Raw genomic sequence first — 26,497 nt, 5'->3', positions numbered from 1 at the left:
GGTTTGGTGATGTCCGAGCCCTTGCGTATCATTGTCGCCATTCGTTAGCCCCACTTATTTTCCGGAGGGCCCATGAGCCTGCACGAATTGAACACCTTCCCAGGCGTGACTGCCCAACCTGACACCGCCACCCAGAAATTCGTCTTCAACCACACCATGCTGCGGGTCAAGGACATCACCCAGTCCCTGGATTTCTACACGCGCATTTTGGGTTTCTCGCTGGTGGAAAAACGCGATTTTCCGGAAGCCGAGTTCAGCCTGTACTTCCTGGCGCTGGTCGATAAAAACCAGATCCCGGCCGACGCTGCTGCGCGCACCGAGTGGATGAAGTCGATCCCGGGCATTCTCGAGCTGACCCACAACCACGGCACCGAGAACGACGCGGATTTCGCTTACCACAACGGCAACACTGACCCGCGCGGTTTTGGCCACATCTGCATCTCGGTGCCGGATATTGTCGCTGCGTGCGAGCGCTTCGAAGCGCTGGGCTGCGACTTCCAGAAACGCCTGAATGACGGCCGTATGAAGAGCCTGGCGTTCATCAAAGACCCGGATGCGTACTGGGTTGAGATCATTCAACCGGCACCGCTGTAATTAAAATCAAAAGATCGCAGGCTTCGCCAGCTCCGACTGGTGTACACAGAACCCTGTAGGAGCTGCCGAAGGCTGCGATCTTTTGAGTCACACACAAAAAACCCCATGATCGCTCATGGGGTTTTTGTGTTTTCAGCGTCGGGTTTTACGCTGGGGCCGAGGTCCGGATCAGGTGATCGAATGCGCTCAGGGAGGCTTTGGCGCCCTCGCCCACCGCAATCACGATCTGCTTGTACGGCACGGTGGTCACGTCACCGGCAGCGAACACGCCCGGCATCGAAGTTTCACCGCGGGCATCGACGATGATCTCGCCGCGAGGCGACAGCTCGATGGTGCCTTTGAGCCAATCGGTGTTGGGCAGCAAACCGATCTGCACGAAAATCCCTTCCAGCTCGACGGTACGCAACTCGTCCGACTGACGATCCTTGTAGCGCAGACCGTTGACCTTCTGACCGTCGCCCAACACTTCAGTGGTTTGCGCACTGGTGATCACGGTGACGTTCGGCAGGCTGTGCAACTTGCGCTGCAAGACCGCATCGGCGCGCAACTGCACGTCGAACTCCAGCAGTGTTACGTGGGACACGATGCCCGCCAGGTCGATGGCCGCTTCGACGCCGGAGTTACCGCCGCCAATCACCGCCACACGCTTGCCTTTGAACAGCGGACCGTCGCAGTGCGGGCAGTACGCCACACCTTTGTTGCGATATTGCTGCTCACCCGGGACGTTCATTTCACGCCACCGCGCACCGGTCGCCAGGATCACGGTCTTGGCTTTCAGGGTCGCGCCGCTGGCGAAGTGGACTTCGTGCAACTCGCCGCTCTTGCCTGGCACCAACTTGTCGGCGCGTTGCAGGTTCATGATGTCGACGTCGTATTGCTTGACGTGTTCTTCCAGCGCCACGGCCAGTTTCGGCCCTTCGGTTTCCTGCACGGAGATGAAGTTTTCGATGGCCATCGTGTCAAGCACCTGCCCACCAAAACGTTCAGCCGCCACGCCAGTGCGAATGCCTTTACGGGCAGCGTAGATCGCGGCCGAAGCACCGGCTGGGCCACCGCCGACGACCAGCACGTCGAAGGCTTCTTTTGCGCTGATCTTCTCGGCTTGACGCTCGATGCCACTGGTGTCGATCTTGGCAAGAATTTCTTCCAGGCCCATACGGCCCTGACCGAAGTTCACGCCGTTCAGGTAGACGCTTGGCACGGCCATGATCTGACGGTCATCGACTTCGGCCTGGAACAGCGCGCCGTCGATGGCGACGTGACGGATGTTCGGGTTCAGCACGGCCATCAGGTTCAGCGCCTGAACCACGTCCGGGCAGTTTTGGCAGGACAGCGAGAAGTAAGTCTCGAAGCTGAACTCGCCTTTGAGCGAACGAATCTGTTCGATCACTTCTACGCTGGCCTTCGAAGGGTGGCCGCCGACTTGCAGCAAGGCCAGCACCAGGGATGTGAATTCGTGGCCCATCGGGATGCCGGCGAAACGCAGGCTGATATTGGCACCCGGGCGGTTGATCGAGAACGATGGTTTACGTGCATCGTCACCGTTGTCGAGCAACGTAATCTGGTTGGAAAGACTGGCAACGTCTTTGAGTAATGCGAGCATTTCCTGGGATTTCGCACCGTCGTCGAGGGAGGCGATGATCTCGATCGGCTGGGTGACCCGTTCCAGGTACGATTTCAACTGGGCTTTAAGATTGGCGTCCAACATACGGGCGATTTCCTTTTTTTGCAGTGACATAAAGAGCCGACATAAAAAAACGCCCGAGCGAATCTCGCCCGGGCGTTTTTATTGGGCGGTTGCAGCTTACTTAGGTGCGGAAACCCGCGCTGATGATGCGATCCACAGACTTAGATCTTGCCGACCAGGTCCAGGGACGGAGCCAGAGTGGCCTCGCCTTCTTTCCACTTGGCTGGGCAAACCTGGCCTGGGTGAGCAGCGACGTACTGAGCAGCCTTGATTTTGCGCAGCAGCTCGGAAGCGTCACGACCCACACCGCCGTCGTTCAGTTCGACGATTTTGATCTGGCCTTCAGGGTTGATCACGAAGGTGCCACGGTCAGCCAGACCTGCTTCTTCGATCAGCACGTCGAAGTTGCGGGAGATGGCGTGAGTCGGGTCGCCGATCATGGTGTACTGGATTTTGCCGATGGCTGGCGAAGTGTTGTGCCAGGCAGCGTGGGCAAAATGGGTATCGGTGGAAACGCTGTAGATCTCGACGCCCAGCTTCTGGAACGCGTCGTAGTTGTCAGCCAGGTCTTCCAGTTCGGTCGGGCAAACGAAGGTGAAGTCGGCAGGGTAGAAGAACACGACAGACCATTTGCCTTTCAGGTCAGCGTCCGACACTTTTACGAAGTCGCCATTTTTAAAGGCGTCAGCTTTGAACGGTTTAACTTGGCTGTTGATGATAGGCATCGATGACTCTCCGTCAGGGTTGAAAAGTTGGGTTCAGAAGTTGATGGAGTGAATCCTACCGACTCGATTGCCGGATGGCTCATTGGCAAAGCTCATGCTGCTCATTGGTTTTCGCTATTAGCGGTACGTATTAATAGAAGAAAACTTACTTAGCAGCACCAATGGTTTTTTCCGCGAGCGGTGTCATCCCGAGAAACGGGCTGGCTTCAACATAGCGCATGGCGGACTTCATATCCTTCCAGCCCACGTAACTCATCAACGACTTCAAGTCCCACCCGCTCTGATGCGCCCAAGTGGCAAAGCCGCGCCGCAAGGAGTGACTGGTGTAGTGCTCGGCCGGGATGCCGGCACGCTCCAGCGCCTGGCGCAGTAACGGGATCACGCTGTTGGCGTGCAGCCCCTCCTCGCTCAGGTGGCCCCAACGGTCGATGCCTCGGAATACCGGCCCGCGAACCAACGCGGCTTCGGTGATCCAGTCGATGTACGCCTGCACCGGGCACAGGCGCTGCAACGCTGGCGTCTGGTAAGTCTTGCCGAGGTTTTCGCGGTCGCTCTTGGTTCGCGGCAAATAGAGCGTGATGCCTGAGCCGGCAGCCGCTTGCACGTGCTCGATCTGCAGCCGGCACAACTCATCGCTACGAAAGCCGCGCCAGAATCCCAGCAGGATCAGCGCCCTGTCGCGCCTGGCCCGCAACAGAGCCGGTTGATCGTGTTCAGCTTTCGCGGTTTGCGCTTCTTGCTCCAACCAGGCCACCACTTGCTCCAGATGCTGAAGCTGTAACGGCTCGGCCTGTTTTTCTTGAGCCGGGTGCAGCGCGCGAATGCCCTTGAAGACCTTGCGCACCACTGGCGCCTTGGTGGGATCAGGAAAACCCTGACTGTTGTGCCATTGCGCCAGCGCTGACAAACGCAACTTCAAGGTATTGATCGACAGCACACCCGCATGAGCGACGAGGTAGCGCGCCACGCTGTCGCTGGTCGCCGGCAGGAAGCCGCCCCAACTGACTTCGAAATGCTCGATAGCCGCCCGGTAGCTGCGACGGGTGTTGTCGCGGGTGGCGGCTTGCAGGTAACGATCCAGCTCAGTCATCGGCTCAACTCTCTAAAACGTACCGCTCTGGCGGGTGAAAACGCGCCACAGGGCTCATCACACGGGGTAATACCAGTATATCCCGCATGAATACTTGTCGTATTTAAGTTTTCATCTGGCGTGGTACATTGTGTACTTAAGTGGCATGTACCACAGTACGAAATCGTAGGAGAACACATGGCTCGTGGCGGCGTTAATAAAGCAGTAGTGCAAGCGGCACGTTTGGCAATTCTCGCCCGAGGTGAAAACCCCAGCATCGACGCGGTACGGATCGAGATGGGCAATACCGGCTCGAAAACTACTATCCACCGCTATTTGAAGGAGCTGGATGACGGCAGCGAGCGCATCGAAACGCCTTCCGAGCCCATTGATGATGAGCTGGCAGGCTTGGTCTCACGCTTGGCGCAACGCCTCAAGGAACAGGCGCAAGAACCCATCGATCAGGCACGCGCGCAGTTCGATCAGCAGCGAAAAGAGCTGGAAATACAGCTGAAGGAAGTTCAACAAGCCAATGGCGAATTGCATCAGCAGTACGAGATTCAAAGTCTGGCACTGACTCAGGAATCCGAGGCACTGCAAGAAACCTGCGCCATGCTGCAGACCGAACAAACCCGCAACGCCGGTCTAAACCAGGCGCTGGCCGATTTCGAATTACGCTTGCAAGACAAGGATGAGCAGATTCGCTCACTGGAAGAAAAGCACCTTCACGCTCGCGACGCCCTGGAACATTATCGCAACGCCGTCAAAGAACAGCGCGAGCAGGAACAACGTCGCCACGAAAGCCAGGTGCAGCAGATTCAAATGGAGTTGCGTCAGGCCCAGCAGAGCGCATTGGTGCGCCAGGATGAGATCACGCAACTGCACCGCGACAACGAGCGTTTGCTGACGGAGAACCGTGGCACCCTGAGAGAGTTGAGCCTGCTGCAGGATCAACTCAAGCAAACCAACGTTCGACAGGATCAGCTGCTGGAACAGGTCAACCGTATCGACAGCGAACGCACCCTCCTCCAGGAACGCTTGCGCGCCGCCCTGCTGGAAAGTCAGTCGCTGAAACAGAGCGTCGACGAACAGTCGCAGATAAACAAAGCGCTGGAAATTGAGTTGCTCAAGACTCAGGCGAGCCTCGATGAGAGCGTGCGCCTGGCGGCCGTCATTGCGACAGCGCCAGACGCATCAAAGCCCCAAAAGGACGATTAACCTGCGACCGGCGTACGCATGGTGACGAACTCTTCGGCGGCAGTCGGGTGCACGCCGATGGTTTCATCGAAATCGCGTTTGGTGGCACCCGCTTTCAAGGCGATCGCCAAGCCCTGCACAATTTCCCCAGCCTCCGGACCGACCATGTGACAGCCCAGAACCTTGTCGGTCTTGGCGTCCACCACCAACTTCATCAAGGTGCGTTCCTGGCATTCGGTCAGGGTCAGTTTCATTGGACGGAAGCGGCTTTCGAAGATCACCACATCGTGACCGGCCTCCCGGGCCTCTTCCTCGGTGAAACCGACCGTGCCGATGTTCGGCAAGCTGAACACCGCGGTCGGGATCATCTTGTAATCCACCGGGCGATACTGCTCAGGTTTGAACAAACGTCGCGCCACGGCCATGCCTTCGGCCAACGCCACCGGCGTCAGCTGAACCCGACCGATCACATCGCCAAGCGCCAGGATCGACGGTTCAGCCGTCTGATACTGCTCGTCGACCTCGACGAAACCTTTCTTGTCCAGTTTGACACCGGTGTTTTCCAGCCCAAGATTGTCGAGCATCGGACGTCGACCGGTGGCGTAGAACACACAATCCGCTTCCAGCTCACGGCCGTCCTTGAGGGTCACCTTCAGGCTGCCATCGGACTGCTTGTCGATGCGTTCGATGTCGGCGTTGAATTGCAGGTTCATGCCGCGCTTGGTCAGCTCTTCTTGCAGGTGTTTGCGCACCGCACCGTCGAAACCGCGCAGGAACAGTTCACCGCGATATAGCAACGTGGTGTCGGCGCCCAACCCATGGAAGATCCCGGCGAATTCAACGGCGATGTAACCACCGCCGACGACCAGAACGCGCTTGGGCAGTTCTTTGAGGAAGAACGCCTGGTTGGAACTGATTGCATGCTCATGCCCCGGAATTTCCGGAATCTGTGGCCATCCACCGGTAGCAATCAGGATGTTCTTGGCGGTGTAGCGCTCGCCATTGATCTCGACCTGGTGCGGATCAACGATTTTGGCGTGGCCCTCATGCAAGGTCACGCCACTGTTAACCAGCAGATTGCGATAGATGCCGTTCAGGCGATTGATCTCGCGATCCTTGTTGGCGATCAACGTCGCCCAATCGAATTTCGCTTCACCCGGCGTCCAGCCAAAACCCGAAGACTGCTCGAAGTCTTCGGCGAAGTGTGCGCCGTAGACCAGCAGCTTCTTCGGCACACAGCCGACATTCACACAAGTGCCACCCAGGTAGCGGCTCTCGGCCACCGCCACTTTCGCGCCAAAACCGGCAGCAAAACGCGCAGCCCGCACACCGCCGGAACCGGCGCCAATCACATAAAGGTCAAAATCGTAGGCCATTTTCAATCTCCTCGGCAGTCCACAAGCATACCCGCAGACATCCGTTGGGCAAGCGCTGCAAACGATATGGGGACGGAAAATGAAAAAGCCACCCGAAGGTGGCTTTTCAATACAAGTGGGTCAAAGGCTATTAGTAAGCCTTGCCAGTCTTGTAGAAGTTCTCGAAGCAGAAGTTGGTGGCCTCGATGTAGCCTTCAGCGCCACCGCAGTCAAAACGCTGGCCCTTGAACTTATAGGCAATCACGCAACCGTTTTTCGCCTGCTTCATCAGGGCGTCGGTGATTTGAATCTCGCCGCCTTTGCCTGGCTCGGTTTGTTTGATCAGCTCGAAAATATCCGGCGTCAGGATGTAACGACCGATGATCGCCAGGTTCGACGGTGCGTCTTCCGGGGCTGGTTTTTCGACCATGTTGCGAACGCGGTACAAATCATCAGCGATCAGCTCGCCGGCGATCACGCCGTACTTGTTGGTTTCCTGCGGATCCACTTCCTGGATCGCAACGATGGTGCAGCGATACTGCTCGTACAGCTTGACCATCTGGGTCAGGACGCCGTCACCTTCGAGGTTGACGCACAAGTCGTCCGCCAGCACTACCGCGAACGGTTCGTCACCGATCAGTGGACGGCCAGTCAGGATCGCGTGGCCCAAACCTTTCATTTCGGTCTGACGGGTGTAGGAGAACGAGCACTCGTCCAACAGTTTACGGATGCCGACCAGGTATTTTTCCTTGTCGGTGCCCTTGATCTGGTTTTCCAGCTCGTAGCTGATGTCGAAGTGGTCTTCCAGCGCGCGTTTGCCGCGACCGGTAACGATGGAAATTTCGGTCAACCCAGCGTCCAGTGCTTCTTCGACGCCGTACTGGATCAGTGGCTTGTTTACCACCGGCAGCATTTCTTTGGGCATGGCTTTAGTCGCTGGCAGGAAGCGAGTACCGTAACCGGCTGCTGGGAACAAGCATTTCTTGATCATAAAAGTCCTTGATAGGGCTGTGTGTACGAGTTTCGGCGCAGTCTAATCAGGCGGCGTGCACCTTACAATGCCCCCGCGCTGGCTAACCGATGCCATCATAGAGAAATATTCTCGCGGATAGTTCCCGAGATAGCTCCGCAGCCTTTATAGATAGCACAGACCATCAGATCTGCACGACCACGAATCCTACACCATCAGCACCGGTCGAGTGCATTTGGCGCTATCATTGCGCGATTGAACCAGTCAACGAGGCAGATAGATGTCGGAAGCAAAAAGTGTCAACGGGTTCCTGATCAATCAGGCGAAAGACGGCCAGTGGTGGGTAGACAGTGCAGGCGGCGAGAATATCGCCGGGCCTTTCCCTACCGAAGCGTCGGCGATTGAAGTGGCATCCGTATTGGAGCTCGAACACCCAGCCCCGAAGCGTCGCGGCAAGGACAAGTCCTGAGAAGCACCCGACTCGACCCAAGCCCTGCCTCGCGCAGGGCTTTTTTGTGACTGCCTGCCACAAAGTGGCCATTCGCTATAACCTTTTGATGCCAGCGCTGTCACAGGCTTAGCCCCTTCATCCTGACGACGACAACGACATGAATAAATTTTTGCCACTGATCGCGGCACTGGCCCTGAGCGGCTGTGCCACTTCGGAAACGACCTACCTGAACAACGGCGAGCAAGGCCTGGCCATCGACTGCTCCGGGGAAGCCAATTCCTGGGCCACCTGCTACGAAAAAGCCGATGCCTCTTGCGCCGGCACCGGCTATCGGATCGTTGGTACCGACGGAACACCTTCGACCAAGGAAAGCGACAAGACGCTGGGTGTCGACGTCGGCAACTACAAGAACCGCAGCGTCGTGGTGGTCTGCAAGTAAGGCGCCCTGCCCTACATGTGAATTTCGGCGAACTTGATCCCGAGGCCGCGCACCGTCTCGATCAAATCGTCAAGGCTACTGAAGGATTCGACTTCATCGTTTTCATCCACCAGAAAATAACTGCGCCCGGCGCTTTTCTTGAAAAACACGATCCATTCTCCCGGATTCGCCGGATTCTGAATCACGTGGGTGGCAGAGATGTGACCCTCTGCATGGCGCTCCCGTACCTGCTCTCGCTTCATGCTCGACTCCAGAAATGACAATGCCGCCAAAGCGTTGCTTTGGCGGCATCGGTGCTGACGGGCGACAGTCTATCAGCCGGAAATGCACGCCGTAGCGGCATTGCGTACATCCATGGGGCGCAACGGCACATTGGAGATGCGCTCATGCAACTTGATGCTGCTGCCGCCGGAGCGGTCTTCGATATCAAATACCGCGGCCGGGCCCGAGGAGAACTTCTGCGGAACGATGACTCGCATACCGTCCTTATGCGGCTCGACTTGCAGGGCTCCCCGGCTGCTGGCCAGTTTTTCGGTCAGGCATTGCGCGTATTCATGAGGCTTCTTGCCTGAAATCACGCTCATGGTCGGCAGCGTCTGATTGATCTCCGCGACACTCGCACAACCACTCATCGCTATCGCCATAGGCAGGACCAGTACACCCCACTTCATACAACACCTCCGATAAAGACACTCCGACAGTACAAATGCTGTTTTTCTCCGAGGCTTGCTGCGTTTATCGCTCATAGAATTCCGTATAACTGTTTTTAATTGTCAAAGCAGACCTCGACGACCGGATAATAACCCGTTCGGGCTGATAAACTGCGCCAATCGCACATGCTATCGTTTTGATTTTGTAGAAAAAGCCCTTCTGGAGGCGCCTCATGAAATTTATCCACCAGCGCGAGCACCTCAACGAAGACGACATCGTCGTCATTCAATGCTCCCAAACATGCAATATCCGCTTGATGAACGACGCCAATTTCCGCAGCTTCAAGAATGGCGGCCGCCACACTTACCATGGTGGAGCATTCGACACTTTCCCGGCCCGGATTACTGCACCGAGCACCGGTTTCTGGAACATCACCATCGACACGGTCAACCGCCGGCCGATCAGCGTGACTCGCAAACCGACCCTGACTCACACCATCAAGATCATCCGCCGCTCCAGCACGAAACTGAGCTGAGTGACACCCAAACACCAAGACAAGCAGGTATGACCGTGGCCCAAACGACCAAGTACGTCATCAAATACAAACTCAATGGCGAGCGTCGCTTCGAATTTGCCCAGCTTGAAAACGGCACCGAAGAAGAAGCCAAGGCCGCGCTGGACGCTCTTCATGGTTCGAGCGAAGACGTCATCAGCGAGATAAGCGTCAGCAAAGCGTTGTAACGGGATCTGGAGCGACAACATGGACGTCTGCTCCCGCCTCTCGAATTCAACCGCAAGCGCCGGAGTGTTAACGAAGTCCCCTCTCCCTAGACTGGCCACCTCAACCTTTGGTTAAGGAGTCAGAATATGTCTACTTCCTCGATTCGCTTCATCAGCGGCACTTCCAGCCTTGGCGTCTTGCTGCTCGCATTCAGCGCCGAGGGTTTGTGTGCGCTGCTGATCGGTGATGATCTGGCAATGCTGGAACGCGATCTTTCGCAACGCTTCCCCGGCCAACAAGCACCGCAGCGCGATGAAGGCTTGATGCCTGCGCTGGAGCAAACCCTGCGCCACCTCGAAGACCCGCGCACCACCCTGGATTTGCCGCTGGATCTGACAGGCAGCGTGTTTCAACGGCGAGTCTGGAATGCCCTGCGACAAATACCGATAGGTGAAACCGCCAGCTACCAGGACATCGCGCGACAGCTGGGTCAACCCACGGCTTTTCGGGCGGTGGCCAATGCCTGCGGAGCAAACCCGCTGGCGGTGATCGTGCCGTGCCATCGAGTGCTGCGTCAGGATGGCAGCCTCGGCGGCTACCGTTGGGGGCTGGAGCGTAAACGGCAACTGCTGGATCGTGAGGCACAGCGATGAGCGAGCGTTCTCTCGATGGACTGGACTGGGTCATGCTCGAGCAGCAACTCGACCAGGATGGCTGCGCGATCATCAGGTCGCTTTTAAGCCACGAGACGTGCGATGAAATCAGCGCTCTGTATGCCCGCCCCGAACCGTTTCGCTCGCAAGTAATCATGGCTCGTCACGGCTTTGGCCGTGGCGAGTACAAATACTTCAATTACCCGTTGCCAGATGTCGTCACCCGTTTGCGCAGTGCGCTTTACCCCAGACTGGTGCCGCTAGCCAATCGCTGGTACGAGCACATGGACCTGCCGACCCGTTTCCCTGAAGCGCATGAAGCGTTCCTCGAACGCTGCCATGCCGCCGGTCAGGAACGCCCGACGCCGCTGTTGCTGCAATATGGACCGCAGGACTACAACTGCTTGCATCAGGACCTGTACGGCGAACACGTCTTCCCACTGCAAGTGGCGATTCTGCTGTCAGAGCCGGATGACGACTTCACCGGCGGCGAGTTCGTGCTGACGGAACAGCGCCCACGGATGCAGTCGCGCCCCCAGGTCATTGGCCTGAAGAAAGGCGACGGGCTGATCTTTGCTGTCAACCAACGACCGGTCAAAGGCGTTCGTGGCTATTACCGAGTCACCCTGCGCCACGGCGTGAGTCGCCTGCACAGTGGAAAACGGCATACCCTTGGAATCATCTTTCACGATGCGTTATGACCCCATGAACCCGATCACCTTCGACTTGTTTGCCGACGCGGAACCCGAGCAGCAACCCAGGCTCGATCGGATCGGTGAACAGTCCTGCGTCCTCAGAGGTTTTGCCCTGCCTTGGCTGGATCAGTTGCTGCCCGCACTGGACGCGGTTCTGGCGGCGGCACCGTTTCGGCAGATGATCACGCCCGGGGGCTTTACCATGTCGGTAGCTTTGAGCAGTTGCGGCGCGCGGGGCTGGACCACCGACCGCAGCGGTTATCGCTATACCCGCCATGATCCGCAGACCGGTCAACCCTGGCCGAAAATGCCCGACGTGTTTTTCGAACTGGCACAAGCGGCGGCGCGGGAAGCGGGGTTTGCGGATTTCGTGCCTGATTCCTGCCTGATTAACCGCTATGTTCCCGGGGCCAAGATGTCATTGCACCAGGATAAAGACGAAGTTTCCTACGCAGCGCCCATCGTTTCAGTGTCCCTGGGATTACCGGCGATGTTCCTGTTCGGCGGCTTCGAACGCAGCGATAAAAGCCAACGAGTGCCGCTGTTTCATGGCGACATCGTGGTCTGGGGTGGCGTGGATCGTTTACGTTATCACGGGGTCTTGCCGATCAAGGACGGCCAACACCCGCGACTGGGCGAGCAACGGATCAACTTCACCTTTCGTACCGCCGGATGAAGCCTTCGAATTCGACCGCAAGACCCGGGGTGCAGCGACCCCGTCGGCTGGTTAATCTGCATGAAACGGATCAACGGACATGAAGCCATGACAAGCCATCCGACAAAGATTGCCACTGAGAACGATCCTCGCTGGGCCGCCGTCGTCGCGCGTGATCCCCGGGCAGACGGACAGTTTGTGTATGCGGTGAAAACCACTGGCATTTACTGTCGTCCCAGCAGCCTGGCGCGCTTGCCTAAACCGCAGAACGTCGAATTCTTCGACACCGCCGAGCAGGCCCAGGCGGCGGGTTATCGCCCCAGCAAACGCGCCGCGAAAGATCAAAGCGACATTGCCGCACAACATGCCGCGACGGTGGCGGCCGCTTGCCGCCAGATCGAAACCGCGGAGAATCTGCCTGTCCTGAGCGAACTGGCTGTTGCTGCGGGCCTGAGTAGCTTTCACTTCCATCGGGTGTTCAAAGCGGTTACCGGTCTGACACCCAAGGGTTACGCCGCGGCCCATCGTTCACGCAGGGTCCGTGAGCGTCTCGCGGACGGAGACTCTGTGACCGACGCGCTGTATGACGCCGGCTTCAACTCCAACAGCCGTTTCTATGAAGCCGCCGATCAGCTATTGGGCATGAAACCCGGTGATTACCGCGCCGCCGGTCAGAACAACGACATTCGTTTTGCCGTCGGCCAGTGTTCCCTGGGAGCGATTCTGGTGGCACAGAGTGAGCGTGGTGTTTGCGCGATCCTGCTGGGCGATGACCCGCACCAATTGGTCTGCGATCTACAGGACAAGTTTCGGCGTGCGAATCTGATTGGTGCCGATCACACGTTCGAGCAACTGATCGCCAAGGTGGTTGGTTTTATCGAAGCACCTGCCCTGGGCCTGGACTTGCCACTGGATGTTCGTGGCACGGCTTTTCAAGAACGGGTCTGGCAAGCCCTGCGGGAGATTCCCGCCGGCTGCACCGCCAGCTACGCCGATATCGCTCAACGAATCGGCGCGCCAAAAGCGATGCGCGCCGTGGCTCAAGCCTGCGGCGCGAACAACCTGGCGGTGGCGATTCCGTGCCACCGCGTGGTGCGCAGCGACGGCAACCTGTCGGGCTATCGCTGGGGTGTTGAACGCAAGCGTCAGTTGCTTGAGCGCGAAAACCCGTCTGAGTCCTGAATGCCGATATAGACCGACACTGAATCCGGGCTGGTATAGACCTCGAAGTCTGTGGCGAACGTGCGGCAAACTTGCGGGTTGTCCTTAAAGTAAGCCCAGATCAGGCCCCAAGTCTGAATGACACTGTCCGGCATCGGCCCTTTGGCGCTGAACACCAGGTATTCGCCTCCCTCCACCTGAACCTGGGGAAAGTCCTCGGAGGGCGCAGTGACCGCCACCCCCGCAGTCACATCGAAGTGGCCCGAAGCGTCGGACTCGTAGTTGGAATAGACGCCGTACACAAAGGAATCCGGTTGTTTGTGGGCGATCTTGTCGAAGATTTGCTCAACGAAAAATTGTTCCCACATCGGGCCGATGCGCGCAGTGTCTGGTTGATGCTCTGCGGCATTGCAGGTGCGCACTTGCAGGCCCGAGACGCTAAAGGGCCGCACTTCACGCTGCTTTACATCCATGGTCGATAGTCCTTGTCTCTGTCGTTTGTCTGTTTGATTGGCGGTGAGACAGTCAACGATTGACGTCGACCACCACCCGCCCACGCAATTGACCGGCGAGCAATCGGGGTGCAGCCTCGATCACTTCGCTCAAGCCGATTTCGTGGCTGATCAGCGGCAGCAAGGTGAAATCCAGATCCTTGGCCAGACGATTCCAGGCCAGTATCCGCTTGGCTTTGGGCTGAGTCACGCTGTTGATCCCGGCCAGGGTCACGCCGCGCAAAATGAACGGCGCCACTGAAGCCGGGAAGTCCATGCCTTGCGCCAGGCCACACGCGGCGACAGTGCCGTTGGCCTTCGTGCTGGCACAGGCATTGGCCAGGGTGTGACTGCCGACCGAGTCGATGACCGCCGCCCAACGCTCCTTGGCCAAGGGTTTGCCCGGCTCGGACAGCGTGGCGCGGTCGATGATTTCGCTGGCGCCGAGTTGCTTGAGGTAATCGTGTTCGGAGGTGCGGCCGGTAGACGCGACCACCCGATAGCCGAGCTTGCTCAGCAGTGCGATGGCGAAACTGCCTACACCGCCATTGGCGCCGGTGACCAATACTTCGCCTTGCTCGGGCATCACGCCGTTATGTTCCAGCGCCAGGATGCTCAGCATCGCCGTGTAACCCGCCGTGCCGATGGCCATCGCTTGCGCCGTGGTGAACGCCTTGGGCAGCGGAATCAACCAGTCGCCATTCAAGCGAGCCTTCTGCGCCAGTCCGCCCCAATGTCCTTCGCCAACTCCCCAGCCATTGAGTACGACTTGATCACCGACCTTGTAGTCCGGATGCCCACTGACTTCGACAGTGCCCGCCAGATCGATCCCCGGCACCATCGGGAATTTTCGCACCACCGGGCTGCTGCCGGTGATCGCCAGGCCATCCTTGAAGTTCAGCGTGCTGTATGCCACACGCACCGTCACATCGCCCTCGGGCAGTTGATCGTCATTGATCTCTTGCAGTGTGGCCCGGTAACCGCTGTCGTCTTTGTCGATCAATATGCCTTGGAACATTGCTGCCTCCAGATGGAATCACTCAGTTGTGGTGGAGTTGAAATAACACATAGCAACATTTCACCGTACTCGACTTTAAGCCAAGAGTGACATACGAAACGAAAACTCGACTGGCCTTATGTCCGTCATAACTGATACAAAAACGGTCCTACCGTCCCTGCCCTGTTATGACGTCGGAGAACCCTTCAAATGAGCAAATGGCCAGATACCCGCATTCTTGATCTGCTTGGCATTGAGTTGCCGATCATCCAGGCGCCCATGGCCGGCGCGACCGGTTCGGCCATGGTTATCGCAGCCAGTAACGCTGGCGGCCTGGGCTCCATGCCTGCCGCCATGTTGAGCATCGATCAGTTGCGCGAGGAGCTGAAAACGATTCGTCAACACACTCAGCGCCCGATTAACGTCAACTACTTCTGCCATCAGACTCCCGCCGCCGATGAGCAACGCGCTCGAGACTGGAAGAATCTGCTGGAGCCCTACTACCGGGAACTTGGCGTGGACTTCGACGCGCCGACGCCGGTGTCCAATCGAGCACCGTTCGATAACGCGGCCTGCGAAGTGATCGAAGAGTTTCGCCCCGAAGTCGTGAGTTTCCACTTCGGCCTGCCGGAAAAATCCCTGCTGGATCGCGTGAAAGCCACTGGAGCGAAAGTGCTCTCCTCGGCCACCACGGTCGAAGAGGCCATCTGGCTCGAACAGCAGGGTTGTGACGCGATCATCGCCATGGGGTACGAAGCCGGTGGCCATCGGGGCATGTTTCTCAGTGATGATCTGAGCAGCCAGGTGGGCCTCTTTGCGCTGGTGCCACAGATCGTCGATGCCGTGAAAGTGCCGGTGATTGCTGCCGGCGGGATTGCCGATGCACGAGGCGTCGCGGCGGCTTTCCTGTTGGGGGCTTCGGCGGTGCAAGTGGGCACGGCGTACTTGTTCACGCCAGAGGCCAAGGTCAGCGCTTCTCATCACAAGGCGTTGCGCACGGCCAAGGAAAGTGAAACCGCCGTCACTAACCTTTTCACCGGCCGCCCGGCGCGCGGCATTCTCAATCGGGTGATGCGCGAACTCGGGCCGATGAGCGCCAAAGCACCGGCCTTCCCACTGGCGGGTGGTGCGCTGATGCCATTGCGGGCCAAAGGGGAAGCGGATTTCAGCAATCTCTGGGCGGGTCAGGCATTCACGCTGGGCGTTGAAATGACCACGGGTGAACTGACCCGGCGCCTGGCTGAGGAAGGATTGGCGAAATTGGTTCGTCGGTAACGCACATCTGTGCGTGGCCTCAATAACGCGCATTCAACACATTCCGTTTGCAGGCATTTCGCTATATATTCCGCTATATAGCGTTTACCCCCCCTCGCTGCACTTGCCTACCACGGAGCCGTTTCATGACCATTCGTGCCTCACGTTTTGCCCCCACCTGCCTGGCAACCCTGCTGGCAGTGTTCGCTTTCGGGTCCGCCCAGGCGGACGAAGTCCAGGTCGCCGTCGCCGCCAACTTCACTGCACCGATTCAGGCGATCGCCGCCGATTTCGAAAAAGACACCGGGCATAAACTGGTCACCTCCTTTGGTGCCACCGGCCAGTTCTATACCCAGATCAAGAACGGCGCACCGTTCGAAGTGTTCCTCTCGGCGGACGACACCACCCCGCAAAAACTCGAAACCGAAGGCGACACGGTCAAGGGCTCGCGCTTCACCTACGCCGTCGGCACCCTGGCGCTGTGGTCGGCGAAAGAAGGTTACGTCGATGCAAAAGGCAAAGTGTTGAGCGACAACCAGTATCAGCATCTGTCCATCGCCAACCCGAAAGCGGCGCCTTACGGCCTGGCCGCCACTCAGGTATTGGCCAAGCTGGGCCTGACCGACAAGGTCAAAGCCAAGATCGTTGAAGGCCAGAACATCACCCAGGCCTATCAATTCGTCTCCACCGGCAACGCCGAACTGGGTTTTGTGGCCTTGTCGCAGATCTACAAAGACGGCAAAGTCACCGGCGGCTCGGCCTGGATCGTTCCAGCCGATATGCACGACCCGATCAAACAAGACGCGGTGATCCTCAACAAGGGCAAGGACAACCCGGCTGCCAAGGCGCTGGTTGACTACCTCAAAGGTCCAAAAGCCGCCGCAATTATCAAATCCTACGGTTACCAACTCTAAATGACGCTATCGAGTGCCGACTTTTCCGCCATCTGGCTGACCCTGAAACTGGCGTCGCTGACGACGGCTATCCTGCTGGTCATCGGCACTCCGATTGCGTTATGGCTGTCGCGCACCCGCTCGTGGTTGCGCGGCCCGGTCGGGGCGATCGTCGCCCTGCCCCTGGTACTGCCGCCGACGGTGATTGGCTTCTATCTGTTGCTGGCGCTCGGCCCTAACGGGTTTGTCGGCCACTTCACCCAATCACTGGGACTCGGCACCCTAACTTTCAGTTTTGCGGGGTTAGTGATCGGCTCGGTGCTCTACTCGATGCCGTTCGTGGTCCAGCCACTGCAAAACGCTTTTTCTGCCATCGGCACTCGCCCATTGGAAGTGGCCGCGACCTTGCGCGCCAATCCCTGGGACACGTTTTTCAGCGTGATCCTGCCGCTGGCCCGCCCCGGTTTCATCACCGCTGCGATTCTCGGTTTTGCCCACACCGTGGGTGAATTCGGCGTGGTGCTGATGATCGGCGGCAATATTCCTGACAAAACTCGCGTGGTCTCAGTGCAGATCTACGACCACGTCGAAGCCATGGAATACGCCCAGGCCCATTGGCTGGCCGGGGCGATGCTGGTGTTCTCCTTTATTGTGTTGCTGGCGCTCTACTCCAGCCGTAAAACCAAAGCGGGCTGGAGCTGATCGATGATTCATACGCGTCTGAAACTGAAGTATTCAGGGTTCGCCCTGGAAGTGGATCTGCAATTACCCGGCCGCGGCGTCACTGCGCTTTACGGTCATTCCGGTTCGGGCAAGACCACCTGCCTGCGCTGCATTGCTGGCCTGGAGAAGGCCGAGCAGGGTTTCATCCAGGTCAACGATGAAGTCTGGCAGGACAGCGACAAGAAGATTTTCGTGCCACCACACAAACGTGCGCTGGGTTACGTCTTCCAGGAAGCCAGCCTGTTTCCCCATCTGTCGGTGCTGGCCAATCTGGAATTCGGTCTCAAGCGCATTCCTCGCCAACAGCGGCGGGTCGACATGGCACACGCGACTGAACTGCTCGGGATCGGCCACTTGCTGGATCGCCATCCGCAGCACCTTTCCGGCGGTGAACGGCAGCGGGTCGGCATCGCGCGCGCCCTGCTCACCAGCCCGAAACTGTTGCTGATGGACGAACCACTGGCAGCATTGGATAGCCAACGCAAAAACGAAATCCTGCCTTACCTGCAACGACTGCACGATGAGCTGGACATCCCGGTGCTGTACGTCAGCCATTCCCAGGATGAAGTGGCGCGATTGGCCGATCACATCGTCTTGCTGAGTGAAGGCAGGGCGCTGGCCAGCGGTGCTATCGGAGAAACCCTGGCCCGTCTCGACCTGCCCCTCGCACTGGGCGACGACGCCGGCGTGGTGATCGAGGGGCACGTCAGTGCCTATGACACCGACTATCAGTTGCTGACCCTGCAACTGCCGAATACGGCCCTGAACATTCGCGTGGCTCACTCACCGATGACCCTGGGTCAGGCGCTGCGCTGCAAAGTTCAGGCGCGGGATGTCAGCCTGAGCCTGCAAAGCGTCGAGCACAGCAGCATCCTCAATCGCCTGCCGGTCACCGTGATCAGTGAAATGGGCGCGGACAATGCCGCCCATGTGCTGATCCGTCTGGACGCTGGCGGCACACCGTTGCTGGCGCGAATCACTCGCTACTCCCGGGACCAATTGGGCGTGCACCCCGGCCAGCAACTCTGGGCACAGATCAAGGCGGTGGCGGTGCTGGCATAAATCCGCTGGCACGACTGCAACGGCGTGCGGTCAATGGCTGTAACGGCCCCTGCTCCCTCGCCAAGGACTACCGCCATGCCCGATACCGCGCTGCCCGATGTGCTGCCATCCGACCTGCATTACGTCGATGACACCCAGCCCGGCATCACCCGCAAGAAACTGCGCGACAAGTTCTGCTACTTCGATCCCGCGGGTCAACGCATCACCGATCAAGACGAAATCAAACGCATCAATGCCCTCGCCGTGCCCCCGGCCTACACCGATGTGTGGATCTGCGCAGACCCGCGCGGCCATCTGCAAGCCACCGGCCGTGACGCCCGAGGTCGCAAGCAATACCGTTATCACCCGCGCTGGCGAGAAGTACGTGATGCCGACAAGTACTCACGTTTGCGGGACTTTGGGCTGGCGCTGCCGAAACTGCGCAAACAACTTGAAGCACTGCTGGCGGCTCCCGGCTTCAGTCGCGACAAAGTCATGGCCACGGTCATCACCTTGCTTGATGCGACGCTGATCCGGGTCGGCAACACCCAGTACGCTCGAGACAACCGTTCCTACGGCCTGACCACCCTGCGCAACCGTCACGTCGAGGTCAACGGCAACGCGATTCTGTTCCAGTTCCGCGGCAAAAGCGGCGTCGAGCACCAGATCACTGTGAAAGACCGACGCCTGGCGCGGATTATCAAACGCTGCCTGGAAATTCCCGGGCAAAACCTGTTTCAGTACCTGGATGAAAACGGTGAGCGGCACACCGTCAGCTCCTCTGACGTCAATGCCTACCTGCAAACCCTCACCGGTGCCGACTTCACTGCCAAGGACTACCGCACCTGGGCCGGCAGCGCGCTGGCGTTGGCGGTTTTGCGGGAACTGCAGTGGGAACCCGAGTCGGACGCCAAACGGCATGTGGTGGAGATGGTCAAGAACGTTGCCAAACAACTGGGCAACACCCCGGCCGTCTGCCGCAAGTGCTACATCCATCCGGCGGTGCTCGGTGGTTTTCTTTTGGGGGCGTTGGCTGAGCTGCCCAGACCACGAGCGCGTAAAGGGCTCAGGGCGGAGGAAGTCGGGCTTGCGGTGTTTTTGGAGAAGATGATCGCAACCGTTGAAGCGACGAACTGACCTGTCTATTTTTTGCACGATCGCAAATGGCTTCTATAGTTGTTGTGAACCTGAATTAGCTGTGGTGACGCCATGGAAGACATTTTCGTTGTGAAGCGTTGCAACAAGATCATCATCTATGGCCGCCGAGCCGGAGATACCAACCATCCACCACCCGATGCCGCTGTCTGGTATCGCATCGCCGATACTCGAACCCGTGGCTTCATCGGTGACGGTTTCGACCATGAAGAAGACGCCCGGCGTGAATGCCGGCAGCTCAATGCCAGGTCGCAAGTGACGGTCCGAGAAGGCTGATGCTACCTGCCTTTCACGGGTCTATACTGAAAAAAGCTGAAGGATTAGCGACCCCATCGGCAGACAGCTCGCTCCCCCGCGGGCTTTTTGCTGCCAGTTAAAGGTTTCTTGAACGGAGGTGTTTGCCATGTCCGAAAAAGAGTCCATCACCACCCTGCTCACCCTGCTCGACTCCCGTCAGGCTCGCCTGGCAGCGGCATGCAAGGAAATCGCCGACTGGGTCGATCATCAAGGCGGGCACCCGACGGCCCTCAGAATCCGTGATCGTCTGAACGACATCGAGAAGGACACGCCACTGATTCGCAATACGCTGTCTTCGCTCAAACCTGTCGACCCGCCCCTGCCGCGGTTCAGATGATTCGATCTGGACATCCTCAAGGACACGGCCTGATTCAGGACGCATAAACGGCGACCTTATCGTCACCGGGTGCGTCCTTGCCTGAACGCTTCCTGCTACATCCCCAACCCAGCCTGACGCTGGGCTTTTTTATGGCTGCGCGATCTGTTTCACACTGCATTCACATCTCAGGCTCTAGATTGATCGGACTCCTTTGAAGAATCTCCCTGGCCCGCCCGCATGCGGGCCTTTTTTTTTGCCCATTACGCAGGCAACGAACGTCACCGTACGGCGGAGGTCAAACGATCACACGTCACGAAGGAGGCGTCTGATGGTTACTCACTTCAAAGTCGGCGGGCATCTGGCCTGCGGTCACAAAGGCAGCAAACTCGTTTCAACCAGCGAACTTACCCGGGTGAAATGCAGAAGCTGCCGCAACACCGACGCGTTCAAGGATGCGCGCAAAGACCAGCGCAACGCTGCACGCCGCGCCGCACGCAAAGCCAAAGTTACGCATACAGCCAATGACTGGCGCGCAGCTTGGGTCGAACGGCTCACCGCCATGGAAGGACTGCAACGATTGCCCCGTGGTTTTACCGGTCAACCTTTCGTTTAGCTGACAGCATCGGCGGCTGAATCGAATTCACTCGATCCGGCCGCTGGCGCCATGATTTCCAGCAACGACATGCGCTTGAAGGCTTCGACCAGACCACGCCCCTCCTCGGGTGCACAGGTGATGGCCAGCCGCATCGTCGCCTCCCCCAGATGCCAGATCAGAAACGCAGATTCCCGAACCCGCAACGCATCCCTGTCGGGAAATACCCGAAGCATCGCATCAGCCAATAACCCGCCCGCAATACGACTCTCCTGCAGCTCCAACGCCATGAGCTGTTTGTCTGCCTGCATCCCGGACCAGATATCACGCATCGCCGGTGTAGCAAAAACGATCTCGTAATACTGATCGAGCAGCTCCGAATAGGCTGCTTGCAATCCTTGCGCGTCCTCGACTGAACCCAACGCCTCTTCGATACAGCGACGGCTTTCGGCGTTAAAACGCTCGGCCAGCATCCCAATCACCGAACTCTTGTCGGGAAAGTATTGATAGAGCGATCCGATCGATATTTCTGAACGCTCGGCAATTTCACTCATTTTTAATTGATCGCTGCCCTTGGTCGCGATCAGTTGAGTCGCAACGGCCAGAATTCGCTCCTGACGCTCTCGACTGCGTTGTTGTGTGGGGTTGCGCCGAGTCGGCTCTGAAGCAAGGGGCTCGAGCACCTCAGGAATTTTCTTGGGCATGGGTGCACTTCCCGTTCAATAAACATGACATAGGCTCACCTTAGCACCGCTCAACAGGTAGCTTCCATACGTCGGTTTCCAGGGTTCTGTCGGTTGACGGCATAAGGTGAGGGTTTATCATCTTTTCAACGTGAGCATCACTCACATTAACCCGATGGAGATGAACGCGATGAAAACCACTCAAGAAAACATCCTGATTCTCGGCGCGACAGGTAAAACCGGTCGGCGAATTGCCCAACGACTGGAAACTGCCGGCCGGCCAGTCCGTTTGGGTTCCCGTGCGGCGACCCCGCCCTTCGACTGGGAAGATCAAGCCACCTGGGAAGCGGCGCTTGATGGCATTCACGCGGCCTACCTCTCCTTTCAACCAGACCTTGCCGTCCCCGGCGCGCTCGAAACGGTTCAGGCATTCACCAATCAGGCGGTCAAAAGCGGCGTCAGCAAACTGGTGCTGCTATCGGGACGCGGCGAGGTTGAAGCAGAACACGCCGAACGCGTCATCCAGAACAGCGGAGTCGACTGGACAATCCTGCGGGCCAGCTGGTTCTTCCAGAATTTCAGCGAGGCGCACTTTCTGGAGCCTATTCTTCAAGGGGAATTAGCTCTCCCCGTCGCTCATATTGCAGAACCCTTCATCGATGCGGAAGACATCGCCGAGATCGCGGTCGAGGCGCTGACCAAACCAGAACACTCTGGCCAACTCTATGAACTGACGGGCCCACGAGCACTGACATTTGCCGAAGCCGTCGATGAAATCGCCGGTGCGACAAAACGCGAAATCCGTTTCGCTGCAATGCCGCCGGAGGCTTATCGTCAGGCGCTGGAACAGGAAGAACTTCCTGCACAACTGATCGACCTGGTGCTGTATCTCTTCACCACCGTGCTTGATGGTCGCAATACACCGGTTGCCGATGGCGTGCAGCGTGCGCTGGGTCGGCCGGCGCGGGACTTTTCCGACTATGTTCGGCGCACGGCTGCTACGGGCGTCTGGGCAAATGAGGGATGAAATCGAGTATTGCATTCCATCACGAACCCAATAACGGCACCAGCGAGGTGCCCCCTGGCACCCTGCCATTTTTGGCGGCAAACAGATTTCTCGACTAGGGTTCTATCGAACCAAAATTGCGCCGACGGTGTTGGCGGTCACTCATCAAGGAGGGGACAGATGACATCAATTCGAGATACCGAGAAAACCTATCGCACCTGGTCCAGCCCAATCTTGCTTGAACTCAAGGAGAGAGAGGACCAGCTAGACGCTGCAGCCCGCCAGGCCCTTCAAAATGTCTTGGTAGAGAGAAGGCTCGTCGATACCGGCAACCCTTCTGGCGAAGATCGACGCGGCGCTGCTCCAGGGGCTAGCGGCCGGGATCAATAGACGTGGTCAACCCAAAATAGCGGACCAGAAACAAACAAGGGTTTGCATCAGCTTTCGCCCGCAAACCCTTGATTTAAGATGGTGCCCGAAGCCGGAATCGAACCGGCACGCCCTTACGAGCGGGGGATTTTAAGTCCCATGCGTCTACCAGTTTCGCCATTCGGGCGGTAGCGCGGTGAAGCAGTCTGAAGACTGTCAAATAATGATCTGGCAGTTCTGACGCCTGTGCAGCAGAGGGGGAAATATATACATCCCGCTCTGGTGAAGCAAGTTCGCGACTGACCTTTTCAAGACTAAATCTTGCAGGACAATGCAAATAAAAAAGCTCCGTAAATCATAGATCTACGGAGCTCGTTTAAAGTGGAGGCCGAGGTCGGAATCGAACCGGCGTAGGTGGATTTGCAATCCATCCACAAAACAAGCTATTTCAATAGGTTAGCAGCTTTACCGTTCCGCAAGCTACTGATTTTTAAAGGCCTGTATCCCACGGCCTTCAAGGAGCCAGTTTTGGGTTGCGGAACGGATTTTTCCTCTTTCTCACCTGCCTCCGGTCCGGCATCAACCCGAATGTACCCTTTTGGCGTTCTGGATCTGCGCCTCCGTATGTGTCACTGCCGTTGCCGCCTGCTACGCTGAATCTTCCACGGAGGAAATGCCCTTGCCAAATTCAGACCTGCTCCCTTCCCTGCTATTCAAGATCAACGAAAATCAGCTCGCCCTCGAAGCCGCCATCCTGGAACTCTCGAACTGGGTTAAGCAGCGCGGATCGGCCGACGTCGCCGATAATGTTCGTGGCGCCCTGGACACCATCGACAAAAATGAGGAGTTCATCAAGCTAACGCTCGCAGTCCTAATGACGCCTGAGTGACAGTTATCGGCCAAAAACGAACAATCGGATTAGACTCGCTTCAGGCCACAAGCGGAAAATTCTGTTGGGTCTCGTAAATTCAGACCTTAACGTCGGTCGTTCCAGTCACTGACCAATAGGCCTCTGACTCCCAACCAACGGCGATGGTGTGCCAGTGCTTGACGGTCTTAAGTACGTTCGTAGCCTCAATATCGGTGGCGTCTAACGGTCGCCATCCGAGCCCTCGTCGAAATCCCCCCGCAAGCCGAACAGTTATTGGGTATTTGTTTAAGAGGCTCATCTGAGCGTCAGCGAGGGAAATCGAATTTGCGCCTCCCTCTGACGTTGGATTGGCTAACTGGACGGCGTCGTCTTCCCAGCCACAAAGAGGGCAGATATCGTACGAGCCGTACTCGCATTCCAAGGTTACGAAACCGCAGCAAGGGCATGGTAAATCACGCATACGATGTGGATAGGGATTCGACCCCCTTCTTGCATACCTGTAGGCCGGTTCAGGCTTGAAAATGCGGTGCTTTCGTTCTTTGCTCATGGCGTCCTGCGGTATATGGCGGCCCTGAGTTTGCGCTAAATTTGCCCTAAACCTCTTCATCACTGCCGTTGCTATGCTTGGACATCGGTTAACCGATTGCGACCAATTCCCTATATCGCATTCGACTCGATGCTTAGATCTCGAAAGGGTGCGAGTTTTTTGTCTAGGCTCGTAATTGACTTGAAACCACCTCACCAAGGGACTCCAGCGATGCAGATCAGAATCGAAGAAGCAAACACACCCGAAGGCTGGCTTGTCTGGATGGATGCTTGGTGCGTCAGTTTTCGAAGTTATGCAGAAGCCGAAGCCTTCGTAAAAAGGCTGGAGGATCGTGTAAACGCTTCCCACCCCTTGCCTATCAGCATAAATAGACCTGTGGTTGAGCTCTCTGAATGAGGCATCTTCGCCACACCAAAAATCGTCATCGTTTTGTAACTTCCCGGCAGTGATACTCAGGCTATTCAACGCCTGCTGTATTTTCTGCTGCCACTTTGGGCAGCTTTTTTTTGCCTGACGATTTGGGCAGCAGCTTCGCCAGGTCAACCAATTGGATCTCGGCCTTTTTTAGTGCGGTTGCTGCGCAACTCTGCCAAACCTTTTCCAGCGGGCGCAGGTCAGGTTCGATCAGCGCCTTTTGGCACCATTGATAATGGTCATGCCAGGAGCCCAACGCCGATTGCAGTGCCTTGAGAGAACTCGCCGCTTTACGCGAGAGCGGTGAAAGCGTAGGAAACGCTTCCGTGAGGTAGCGCGTGCGCTTGACCAGGATTCTCAACTCGTGCCGATCAAACCCAACGTCATCCACGGCAGCATGCAGCCGGTCAATCTGCTTTTTCAGTGCTTTTTCAATTTGAGGCTGGAGGTGCTTTAAACCGCCTTTAACTTCCACTGAACGAAAGATGGATGGCCATTCATCCAATTGAATGAACAAGTTCTTGAGGACCGGGCTTTTTAGAATCCTGGAGTAGTGGGATGCCAAGCGCGCTTTTCTGAGCTGAACCTGGGCAGGAAAACCCCTGCCCTCCAGTTCCTGAATCATCACCTCCAGATCCCGAGCGGGCGTTGTCAGCCTTCCCACTTCAGCGGCCGCGGTGTTCAGAGTTGCCACCTCGGTCATGGAGCGCATCGGTCGGAGCAAACTCCTGATACGCCTCACGGAGATCCTGAGATCGTGCAAAGCTTCGCTATCAGTCCGTGCCTCCAGCCGAGCACGGGCGTGATACAGGGCAACCTGAAGGGCCAGTATCTCAGCAACGAACTTGTCGACGAATGCCATTCGGTCATCTCATTGAAATGGTATGGACACGAGCTTAGCAGAAGCCTGGATCATCAAATATTGACCGTATTTCAGAGCTGCCATGTGCCATCGACCGGTTGAATCCACAACCCAAAGCAGCCCTTGATGTATGTTTGTTGTCGCCATATGTTATTGGCATTCATGGAGGATTCTGACTGATGGCACGCGTGGGATTGATACTGACACCCGGTTTTGCGGACTGGGAATATGCTTTCATTGCTGGAACTGCGTCTCCGTTTTACGGGATCGACGTCAGGTTTTTCGCTTCTGCTACGGGGCAGCTCCGCTCGCAGGGTGGATTGGCTGTAACTGTGGATAGCAGTTTGCAACAATGTCTGGACTGGAAACCGGACGTTGTTGTCGTCATTGGTGGAATGGTCTGGGAAAGTGCAGAAGCACCGGATATTCGAGAATTTCTTCATGCTAGTCGTTCAAGTGGAGCGACAATTGCCGGTATCTGTGGGGGAACGCTGGCACTTGCGAGGGCCGGGCTTCTCGACACGGTTCCTCATACCTCGAACAGCGCTGACTTCTTACAGCAGAATGCCGTAGGTTATGAGGGGCGCACGCTTTATCGAAGCAGTCCAGTGGCTGTGGTTGCTGACCGCATCATAACTGCTCCAGGCCCTGCACCCGTTAGTTTCACTTGCGCAGTGTTCGAAGGTGCCGGGCTATCTTCAGAGATCACTTCTCAGTTCAGGTCAATGTTGGCAGCGGAACATCGGTAACTGCTTCGTCCTACAAAACAGCCGATCAGGTGATGTGTTCGAGTGGCCGCTCATGGCCGAAAGCACCCGTTCACAGCGCCGAGCTGTCCATACGCCAATTGTGCTGGAGTATGTGCGGATGAAGCGCCAAAGGCCCACAACCATGGGCTCTACAGCAAATTTGACTCGATTTGCACAGATGCATTATTGGCATTGAATGGCATTGTTTGGC

Annotated in this window: 35 protein-coding genes and 1 tRNA gene; 23 read left to right on the top strand and 13 right to left on the bottom strand. The window is 57.4% G+C overall.

The window, feature by feature from the left end; translation table 11 throughout:
- Window positions 1-72 precede the first annotated feature (72 nt).
- Window positions 73-594 (top strand): lactoylglutathione lyase, encoded by a 522-nt coding sequence (gene gloA, locus ACYZTZ_RS11660; RefSeq protein WP_461998285.1) that lies wholly within the window; start codon window positions 73-75, stop codon window positions 592-594.
- Between the two features lie 145 nt (window positions 595-739).
- Here the strand turns inward: gloA and ahpF are convergent, their stop codons facing one another.
- The 3 genes from ahpF to ACYZTZ_RS11645 all read right to left on the bottom strand — a co-directional run bounded on the left by ahpF (window position 740) and on the right by ACYZTZ_RS11645 (window position 4,096).
- On the bottom strand, window positions 740-2,302 hold the full coding sequence (gene ahpF / locus ACYZTZ_RS11655) for an alkyl hydroperoxide reductase subunit F (RefSeq protein ID WP_461998284.1): 1,563 nt from the start codon (window positions 2,300-2,302) through the stop codon (window positions 740-742).
- 140 nt (window positions 2,303-2,442) lie between these two features.
- A complete protein-coding gene (gene ahpC / locus ACYZTZ_RS11650; RefSeq protein WP_007975937.1) occupies window positions 2,443-3,006 on the bottom strand; it encodes an alkyl hydroperoxide reductase subunit C in 564 nt (187 codons plus the stop codon).
- 145 nt (window positions 3,007-3,151) lie between these two features.
- Window positions 3,152-4,096 (bottom strand): site-specific integrase, encoded by a 945-nt coding sequence (locus ACYZTZ_RS11645; protein WP_461998283.1) that lies wholly within the window; start codon window positions 4,094-4,096, stop codon window positions 3,152-3,154.
- Between the two features lie 177 nt (window positions 4,097-4,273).
- Here ACYZTZ_RS11645 and ACYZTZ_RS11640 point away from each other — a divergent pair, with 177 nt between their 5' ends.
- Window positions 4,274-5,293: a DNA-binding protein gene (locus tag ACYZTZ_RS11640; RefSeq protein WP_461998282.1), complete on the top strand. Its 1,020-nt coding sequence runs from the start codon at window positions 4,274-4,276 to the stop codon at window positions 5,291-5,293.
- Here the strand turns inward: ACYZTZ_RS11640 and gorA are convergent.
- Window positions 5,290-6,648, bottom strand: a complete 1,359-nt coding sequence (gene gorA / locus ACYZTZ_RS11635) for a glutathione-disulfide reductase (RefSeq protein ID WP_429509727.1) — start codon at window positions 6,646-6,648, stop codon at window positions 5,290-5,292. The genes ACYZTZ_RS11640 and gorA overlap by 4 nt on opposite strands.
- Before the next feature lie 130 nt (window positions 6,649-6,778).
- Window positions 6,779-7,618 (bottom strand): UTP--glucose-1-phosphate uridylyltransferase GalU, encoded by an 840-nt coding sequence (galU, locus tag ACYZTZ_RS11630; RefSeq protein ID WP_056739849.1) that lies wholly within the window; start codon window positions 7,616-7,618, stop codon window positions 6,779-6,781.
- 259 nt (window positions 7,619-7,877) lie between these two features.
- Between galU and ACYZTZ_RS11625 the strand changes: the two genes are divergently transcribed.
- Window positions 7,878-8,066: a hypothetical protein gene (locus ACYZTZ_RS11625; RefSeq protein WP_074876938.1), complete on the top strand. Its 189-nt coding sequence runs from the start codon at window positions 7,878-7,880 to the stop codon at window positions 8,064-8,066.
- A 139-nt stretch (window positions 8,067-8,205) separates the two neighbouring features.
- Complete coding sequence (locus ACYZTZ_RS11620; RefSeq protein WP_056740098.1) at window positions 8,206-8,487, top strand: hypothetical protein; 282 nt, start codon at window positions 8,206-8,208, stop codon at window positions 8,485-8,487.
- A gap of 11 nt (window positions 8,488-8,498) precedes the next feature.
- Here the strand turns inward: ACYZTZ_RS11620 and ACYZTZ_RS11615 are convergent, their stop codons facing one another.
- Complete coding sequence (locus ACYZTZ_RS11615; RefSeq protein ID WP_123364930.1) at window positions 8,499-8,729, bottom strand: hypothetical protein; 231 nt, start codon at window positions 8,727-8,729, stop codon at window positions 8,499-8,501.
- Window positions 8,730-8,801: 72 nt separating this feature from the next.
- A complete protein-coding gene (locus ACYZTZ_RS11610) occupies window positions 8,802-9,158 on the bottom strand; it encodes a hypothetical protein (protein WP_056739845.1) in 357 nt (118 codons plus the stop codon).
- A gap of 212 nt (window positions 9,159-9,370) precedes the next feature.
- Between ACYZTZ_RS11610 and ACYZTZ_RS11605 the strand changes: the two genes are divergently transcribed.
- The 6 genes from ACYZTZ_RS11605 to ada all read left to right on the top strand — a co-directional run bounded on the left by ACYZTZ_RS11605 (window position 9,371) and on the right by ada (window position 13,044).
- Window positions 9,371-9,673, top strand: coding sequence for a DUF1883 domain-containing protein (locus ACYZTZ_RS11605; protein WP_024164534.1), 303 nt, complete (start codon window positions 9,371-9,373; stop codon window positions 9,671-9,673).
- A gap of 29 nt (window positions 9,674-9,702) precedes the next feature.
- The gene (locus ACYZTZ_RS11600) at window positions 9,703-9,879 is read left to right on the top strand and encodes a hypothetical protein (RefSeq protein WP_156363902.1); all 177 of its coding nucleotides are present in this window, start codon (window positions 9,703-9,705) and stop codon (window positions 9,877-9,879) included.
- 126 nt (window positions 9,880-10,005) lie between these two features.
- Window positions 10,006-10,512: a methylated-DNA--[protein]-cysteine S-methyltransferase gene (locus ACYZTZ_RS11595; RefSeq protein ID WP_461998281.1), complete on the top strand. Its 507-nt coding sequence runs from the start codon at window positions 10,006-10,008 to the stop codon at window positions 10,510-10,512.
- A complete protein-coding gene (locus ACYZTZ_RS11590; RefSeq protein ID WP_461998280.1) occupies window positions 10,509-11,213 on the top strand; it encodes a 2OG-Fe(II) oxygenase in 705 nt (234 codons plus the stop codon). Before ACYZTZ_RS11595 ends, ACYZTZ_RS11590 begins: the two co-directional genes overlap by 4 nt.
- Window positions 11,203-11,883, top strand: coding sequence for a DNA oxidative demethylase AlkB (alkB, locus tag ACYZTZ_RS11585; RefSeq protein ID WP_461998279.1), 681 nt, complete (start codon window positions 11,203-11,205; stop codon window positions 11,881-11,883). Before ACYZTZ_RS11590 ends, alkB begins: the two co-directional genes overlap by 11 nt.
- An 87-nt stretch (window positions 11,884-11,970) precedes the next feature.
- Window positions 11,971-13,044, top strand: a complete 1,074-nt coding sequence (gene ada / locus ACYZTZ_RS11580) for a bifunctional DNA-binding transcriptional regulator/O6-methylguanine-DNA methyltransferase Ada (RefSeq protein ID WP_462000665.1) — start codon at window positions 11,971-11,973, stop codon at window positions 13,042-13,044.
- On the opposite strand, the gene ACYZTZ_RS11575 is transcribed toward ada, so the two are convergent.
- The gene (locus tag ACYZTZ_RS11575) at window positions 13,008-13,496 is read right to left on the bottom strand and encodes a GyrI-like domain-containing protein (RefSeq protein WP_461998278.1); all 489 of its coding nucleotides are present in this window, start codon (window positions 13,494-13,496) and stop codon (window positions 13,008-13,010) included. The two genes, ada and ACYZTZ_RS11575, sit on opposite strands and share 37 nt — an antisense overlap.
- 52 nt (window positions 13,497-13,548) lie before the next feature.
- Window positions 13,549-14,532 carry an acrylyl-CoA reductase (NADPH) gene (acuI, locus tag ACYZTZ_RS11570; protein ID WP_461998277.1) on the bottom strand — a complete coding sequence of 328 codons (984 nt, stop codon included), beginning with the start codon at window positions 14,530-14,532 and terminating at the stop codon, window positions 13,549-13,551.
- A 189-nt stretch (window positions 14,533-14,721) separates the two neighbouring features.
- Here acuI and ACYZTZ_RS11565 point away from each other — a divergent pair, with 189 nt between their 5' ends.
- The 8 genes from ACYZTZ_RS11565 (at window position 14,722) to ACYZTZ_RS11530 (ending at window position 20,806) form a co-directional block, all read left to right on the top strand.
- Window positions 14,722-15,786 carry an NAD(P)H-dependent flavin oxidoreductase gene (locus ACYZTZ_RS11565; protein ID WP_461998276.1) on the top strand — a complete coding sequence of 355 codons (1,065 nt, stop codon included), beginning with the start codon at window positions 14,722-14,724 and terminating at the stop codon, window positions 15,784-15,786.
- A gap of 125 nt (window positions 15,787-15,911) precedes the next feature.
- On the top strand, window positions 15,912-16,679 hold the full coding sequence (modA, locus tag ACYZTZ_RS11560) for a molybdate ABC transporter substrate-binding protein (protein WP_461998275.1): 768 nt from the start codon (window positions 15,912-15,914) through the stop codon (window positions 16,677-16,679).
- The gene (modB, locus tag ACYZTZ_RS11555) at window positions 16,680-17,360 is read left to right on the top strand and encodes a molybdate ABC transporter permease subunit (protein WP_461998274.1); all 681 of its coding nucleotides are present in this window, start codon (window positions 16,680-16,682) and stop codon (window positions 17,358-17,360) included.
- A 3-nt stretch (window positions 17,361-17,363) separates the two neighbouring features.
- The gene (modC, locus tag ACYZTZ_RS11550; RefSeq protein WP_461998273.1) at window positions 17,364-18,443 is read left to right on the top strand and encodes a molybdenum ABC transporter ATP-binding protein; all 1,080 of its coding nucleotides are present in this window, start codon (window positions 17,364-17,366) and stop codon (window positions 18,441-18,443) included.
- A gap of 75 nt (window positions 18,444-18,518) precedes the next feature.
- Complete coding sequence (locus ACYZTZ_RS11545; protein WP_461998272.1) at window positions 18,519-19,559, top strand: DNA topoisomerase IB; 1,041 nt, start codon at window positions 18,519-18,521, stop codon at window positions 19,557-19,559.
- Window positions 19,560-19,631: 72 nt separating this feature from the next.
- Window positions 19,632-19,853: a hypothetical protein gene (locus tag ACYZTZ_RS11540; protein ID WP_046047413.1), complete on the top strand. Its 222-nt coding sequence runs from the start codon at window positions 19,632-19,634 to the stop codon at window positions 19,851-19,853.
- Between the two features lie 127 nt (window positions 19,854-19,980).
- Complete coding sequence (locus ACYZTZ_RS11535) at window positions 19,981-20,211, top strand: hypothetical protein (protein WP_007946177.1); 231 nt, start codon at window positions 19,981-19,983, stop codon at window positions 20,209-20,211.
- A 310-nt stretch (window positions 20,212-20,521) separates the two neighbouring features.
- Complete coding sequence (locus ACYZTZ_RS11530) at window positions 20,522-20,806, top strand: hypothetical protein (protein ID WP_046047412.1); 285 nt, start codon at window positions 20,522-20,524, stop codon at window positions 20,804-20,806.
- Here ACYZTZ_RS11530 and ACYZTZ_RS11525 read toward each other — a convergent pair.
- Window positions 20,803-21,489 (bottom strand): TetR/AcrR family transcriptional regulator, encoded by a 687-nt coding sequence (locus tag ACYZTZ_RS11525; protein ID WP_461998271.1) that lies wholly within the window; start codon window positions 21,487-21,489, stop codon window positions 20,803-20,805. The genes ACYZTZ_RS11530 and ACYZTZ_RS11525 overlap by 4 nt on opposite strands.
- 169 nt (window positions 21,490-21,658) lie before the next feature.
- On the opposite strand from ACYZTZ_RS11525, the gene ACYZTZ_RS11520 reads away from it, so the two are divergent.
- The gene (locus tag ACYZTZ_RS11520; RefSeq protein ID WP_461998270.1) at window positions 21,659-22,495 is read left to right on the top strand and encodes an NAD(P)H-binding protein; all 837 of its coding nucleotides are present in this window, start codon (window positions 21,659-21,661) and stop codon (window positions 22,493-22,495) included.
- Between the two features lie 159 nt (window positions 22,496-22,654).
- Window positions 22,655-22,864: a hypothetical protein gene (locus ACYZTZ_RS11515; protein WP_461998269.1), complete on the top strand. Its 210-nt coding sequence runs from the start codon at window positions 22,655-22,657 to the stop codon at window positions 22,862-22,864.
- Window positions 22,865-22,943: 79 nt separating this feature from the next.
- On the opposite strand, the gene ACYZTZ_RS11510 is transcribed toward ACYZTZ_RS11515, so the two are convergent.
- Window positions 22,944-23,030, bottom strand: a tRNA-Leu gene (locus ACYZTZ_RS11510).
- A 492-nt stretch (window positions 23,031-23,522) separates the two neighbouring features.
- Between ACYZTZ_RS11510 and ACYZTZ_RS11505 the strand changes: the two genes are divergently transcribed.
- Complete coding sequence (locus ACYZTZ_RS11505; protein ID WP_461998268.1) at window positions 23,523-23,732, top strand: hypothetical protein; 210 nt, start codon at window positions 23,523-23,525, stop codon at window positions 23,730-23,732.
- Window positions 23,733-23,811: 79 nt separating this feature from the next.
- On the opposite strand, the gene ACYZTZ_RS11500 is transcribed toward ACYZTZ_RS11505, so the two are convergent.
- On the bottom strand, window positions 23,812-24,174 hold the full coding sequence (locus ACYZTZ_RS11500; protein WP_462000664.1) for a CPCC family cysteine-rich protein: 363 nt from the start codon (window positions 24,172-24,174) through the stop codon (window positions 23,812-23,814).
- 297 nt (window positions 24,175-24,471) lie between these two features.
- Between ACYZTZ_RS11500 and ACYZTZ_RS11495 the strand changes: the two genes are divergently transcribed.
- A complete protein-coding gene (locus ACYZTZ_RS11495; RefSeq protein ID WP_461998267.1) occupies window positions 24,472-24,657 on the top strand; it encodes a hypothetical protein in 186 nt (61 codons plus the stop codon).
- Between the two features lie 61 nt (window positions 24,658-24,718).
- On the opposite strand, the gene ACYZTZ_RS11490 is transcribed toward ACYZTZ_RS11495, so the two are convergent.
- On the bottom strand, window positions 24,719-25,537 hold the full coding sequence (locus tag ACYZTZ_RS11490; protein WP_461998266.1) for a CHAD domain-containing protein: 819 nt from the start codon (window positions 25,535-25,537) through the stop codon (window positions 24,719-24,721).
- Window positions 25,538-25,716: 179 nt separating this feature from the next.
- Here ACYZTZ_RS11490 and ACYZTZ_RS11485 point away from each other — a divergent pair, with 179 nt between their 5' ends.
- Window positions 25,717-26,286 (top strand): DJ-1/PfpI family protein, encoded by a 570-nt coding sequence (locus tag ACYZTZ_RS11485; RefSeq protein WP_461998265.1) that lies wholly within the window; start codon window positions 25,717-25,719, stop codon window positions 26,284-26,286.
- Window positions 26,287-26,497: the final 211 nt, after the last annotated feature.

The organism is Pseudomonas sp. LB3P58, from assembly GCF_054897895.1.
Note: the sequence above shows the minus strand (reverse complement) of the source record. Positions and strands in the feature narration are given on the sequence as shown.